4 protein-coding genes are annotated in these 4,066 nt (G+C 54.1%); 2 read left to right on the top strand and 2 right to left on the bottom strand.

What is annotated here, in order from left to right; translation table 11 throughout:
* Nucleotides 1–67: 67 nt before the first annotated feature.
* Nucleotides 68–1,048: a YdcK family protein gene (ydcK, locus tag QVF11_RS05805; protein WP_142513638.1), complete on the bottom strand. Its 981-nt coding sequence runs from the start codon at nt 1,046–1,048 to the stop codon at nt 68–70.
* Nucleotides 1,049–1,158: 110 nt separating this feature from the next.
* Here ydcK and tehA point away from each other — a divergent pair, with 110 nt between their 5' ends.
* Entirely contained in the window at nt 1,159–2,157 is a 999-nt protein-coding gene (gene tehA / locus QVF11_RS05800; protein ID WP_112216875.1) for a dicarboxylate transporter/tellurite-resistance protein TehA, read from the top strand.
* 2 nt (nt 2,158–2,159) lie between these two features.
* The gene (gene tehB, locus QVF11_RS05795) at nt 2,160–2,756 is read left to right on the top strand and encodes a tellurite resistance methyltransferase TehB (RefSeq protein WP_287855617.1); all 597 of its coding nucleotides are present in this window, start codon (nt 2,160–2,162) and stop codon (nt 2,754–2,756) included.
* On the opposite strand, the gene pepT is transcribed toward tehB, so the two are convergent.
* Nucleotides 2,753–3,982, bottom strand: a complete 1,230-nt coding sequence (pepT, locus tag QVF11_RS05790) for a peptidase T (RefSeq protein ID WP_287855615.1) — start codon at nt 3,980–3,982, stop codon at nt 2,753–2,755. The genes tehB and pepT overlap by 4 nt on opposite strands.
* Between the last annotated feature and the right edge of the window lie 84 nt (nt 3,983–4,066).

Genomic DNA, 4,066 nt, shown 5'->3' with positions numbered 1-4,066 from the left:
ACCCACAGACCGCTCGGATCCGTAGCCCGGGCAAGGCGCGTTGAGCGCCGCCCCCGGGGAGTAAGGCTTACAGAAAACCGACGATTGGCGTACGGGTAATATGCTCGTCGCCGCTAATAACCTTTGCGCCACGAATATGAATGGCATCGCCAGCACTTGCCTCAACTCGTGCGCCGTCGCGAATTGCCACCTGATGTTCGATTATCACATCACCACAGATAGCTGCGTTTCCCTCTATTAATACCTCATCATCAAGCAGGATTGGCCCACCGCGCAGGTGCGCATGGCCGCCGACCATCACCCGATGCTTAAGCAGGCAGTTTCCTTCTACGATTGCATTTTCTGCGACCTGCGAGCTGTAACGCAGGGTTGGAATGGCGTCCTCTTCGCGCCCGGCGATAATCCGCGCGTTGCCATAGACTCTGGCGTTATCACAAACCCAAACATCGTTCTCGTTGTTGCCTTCCAGCCGGGCATTGTCAAAAATCTCCGCTCGATGTTCGACGAACGCATATTCGACAAAGGCATCACCGTAAATTTGCGCCTGATGGACAATCCGCGATGTACTGACTGTCGCCCGCTGATAAATACGCAAGATCTTATCATTGTCGGCGGTGAGCCCCTGAGCGGCGATAATCAAGCTGTGGGGGAGGATCCGCGCGTCGTCCGCCAGATGACAACAACCACGAATTCGGGATGACTCTATTGTGACGTTGTCACTTACTCGTGCGTAGTGGCTGATGTGTACGCTATCCAGACGGGCGTTATCGCTAATGATGACTCCGTGACCGATCACGCACTCGCCGGTCAACCGCGCGTTGCCCTCAATCCTCGAACCATCAAAAACGGCGCTATTGGCATCATAAATCCAGCACCCGCCGCTGTGGCTCAGCGCCTCTTCATCGTCCAGCCAGCCGCCTTCGTCCCCGACTTTCACGTCAGAGAAATCACGCAAGGCGACAATTTGCCGCAGATTTACGCTATGTTTGTTCCCGTCCTCTTCATAGTGAAACTGGCGAACCTTCTCACTGAGGCAATATTTGCGCATCGGACTTTCTCATTACGTATGGTTAACATAAAGATAGCAAAAAACTCCGTAGCGCGTTTTTGAAGGTTCTTTTAAAATGCAACTTAAGATAAATTGAAATATTAAACAAAATGAATAAAAACCAGAATAAGAGTCAGGTAATAAATTTACCGGCGGGTTACTTTGGCATGGTGCTGGGCATTATCGGTATGGGCTTCGCCTGGCGCTATGCCAGTACCATCTGGCCGGTGAGCCGGGCTATTGGTGACGGGCTGGTGATTCTGGCGATGGTCATTTGGGCGCTGCTGGCGGTCGCGTTTATTTCGCGGGCGCTACGTTTTCCGCATAGCGTACTGCAAGAGATGCGTCACCCGGTCGCCAGCAGCTTTGTCAGCCTTTTTCCGGCGACCACCATGCTGGTCTCCATCGGCTTTGTGCCATGGCTGCGCTCGCTATCGCTGGTCCTGTTTAGTCTTGGCGTGGTGCTACAGCTCTCCTATTCAGCCTGGCAAAGCGCCGGACTATGGCGGGGACAACACCCCGGAGAGGCGACGACGCCGGGTCTCTACTTGCCGACGGTGGCGAACAACTTTATTAGCGCCATGGCCTGCGGCGCGCTGGGTTTTAACGATGCCGGGCTGGTGTTTCTTGGCGCGGGGATCTTCTCGTGGCTCAGCCTGGAGCCGGTGATTTTGCAGCGTCTGCGCAGCGATGGCGAACTGCCGACCGCCATGCGAACCTCGCTGGGCATTCAACTGGCCCCGGCACTGGTGGCGTGCAGCGCCTGGTTGAGCGTCAACGGTGGGGAAGCGGATACCTTTGCTAAGCTGCTGTTTGGCTACGGCTTGCTCCAGTTGCTGTTTATGTTGCGCCTGATGCCGTGGTATTTGCGCCAGCCGTTTAACGCGTCGTTCTGGAGTTTCTCGTTCGGTATTTCCGCTCTGGCGACGACCGGGCTGCATCTTGGCCACACTCATCCTGACGGCTTTTTCCACACACTGGCGATCCCATTATTTATTTTTACCAATCTGATCATCGGGATACTGCTGATACGAACCTTTCTGCTGCTGATGCGCGGCAAACTGCTGATTCGCGTCGAACGCGACACGTTATTAAAAAATAAGGATTAACCATGACTCTTCGTGATGAAAACTACTTTACCGATAAATACGGTATGACCCGCACCCACTCGGAAGTGGTGCATGCCGCGACGCTGATTGCGCCGGGCAAGACGCTGGATCTGGGCTGCGGTAACGGGCGCAATAGCCTTTATTTGGCGGCTAATGGCTTTGACGTTACCGCATGGGATAAAAACCCGGGCAGCATCAGCAATCTCGAAAGTATTCGTCAGGCGGAAGGGCTGGAGAACCTGCAGGCGGCGATTAAGGACCTTAACTCGCTGAGCTTTGACGGCGAGTATGATTTTATTCTCTCCACCGTGGTGATGATGTTCCTTGAGGCAAAGACGATCCCGGGGCTTATTGATAACATGCAGCGCTGCACTAAAGTTGGTGGATACAACCTGATCGTCGCGGCGATGGATACTGAAGACTATCCGTGCACCGTTGGTTTCCCGTTTGCCTTTAAACCGCAAGAGCTGCGTAATTATTACGCGGGTTGGGAGTTCCTCAAGTACAACGAAGACGTCGGCGAACTGCATCGCACCGACGCCAACGGTAATCGCATTAAGCTGCGTTTTGCCACTATGCTGGCACGCAAACCGATTTAACGCGCGGCTAGCAGACAGAGCTGTAACGCGGTCTGATAAGAGGCCTCAAAGGCGCGCAGTGGCAGAAACTCAAATTTCGAGTGGAAGTTGTGCGCGCCGGTAAAGAAGTTTGGTGTTAATACTCCCTTTGCCGATAGCGCCGCGCCGTCGGTGCCTCCGCGCATCGGCGTCGGTTTCGGTGTGATCCCTAAGCTTTCCATCGCCTCAAACATCAGGTCGATGGCCCGGCGATCTTCGCCAATCGCATTGCTGATGTTGCTATAAGTGTCGCTGACGTGAAATTCGACGCTGCCTGTTGGATACTGCACGGCGATTTTTTGCGCTACTTCGCCAATCTGCTGCTTGCGACGGTTAAAACTTTCAAGGTCAAAATCGCGAATGCTGGCCTGTAGCAGTGTGCTGTTTTGATCGCCCTGGATACCGTTAAACCAGACGTAGCCTTCGCGTCCGGCGGTATGCTCCGGGGTTTGCTGGCGGTCAAAATGGCTCATGTAATCGGTAGCCATTAGCAAGGGATTGACCAGCACACCTTTTGACGACATCGGGTGAGCGGTGACGCCGGTAAAGCGGATCTCTGCTGCTGCGGCGTTAAAGTTCTCATAGACGATTTCGCCCAGCTCGCAGCAGTCGATAGTCCAGGCGAAGTCGACGACAAAGCGGGAAAGATCCAGCGCTTTGGCCCCGCGCAGGCCAACTTCTTCATCCGGGACAAACGCGACAACGATATCACCGTGGCGATGCTCCGCCGTCAGGTTTTCCAGCACCGTCATCACCACCGTCACGGCGGATTTATTATCGGCTCCGAGTACGCTGGTGCCGTCGCTGAAAATGATATCTTCACCCGGATAAGCGGCGATTTCCGGATGTTCCGTCACTCGTAGCCAAATATCTTTATCAGCATTCAAACAGAGATCTTCACCTGTAAAGCGCAGAATCTGTGGATGAATATCCGGCGACAGGCCGACGTCGACGGTATCGATATGGGTAATAAAGCCAATCCGCGGCGCGCCGGGAACATTGCCTTTTTTAACCGCCGTGACGGTAGCGTGTTCGTCAATCACGATTTCATCCAGGCCCAGCTGTCGTAACTCATCGGCAAGCGCCTGCGCCATCGCGTGTTGTCCCGGCGTAGTGGGCAGGGTGGTCGCGTGCGGGTCGCTCTGGCTGGTGATCGCCAGATAGCGGAAGAAGCGTTGGGTTAATTGACTGGCTAGCGGAGATGACATAGTGATTCCTTCTTTATTTGTTTTTTCAGGTGTTTGCAATGAGGCTTTAGTGTTATGTATGAATGGCAAAACAACAAGCTATAC

It is taken from the genome of Klebsiella sp. (genome assembly GCF_027492335.1).
GTDB classification, from domain to species: Bacteria; Pseudomonadota; Gammaproteobacteria; order Enterobacterales; family Enterobacteriaceae; genus Klebsiella; species Klebsiella huaxiensis.
The sequence above is the reverse complement of the archived record's forward strand: the minus strand, read 5'-3'. Positions and strand labels throughout refer to the sequence as shown.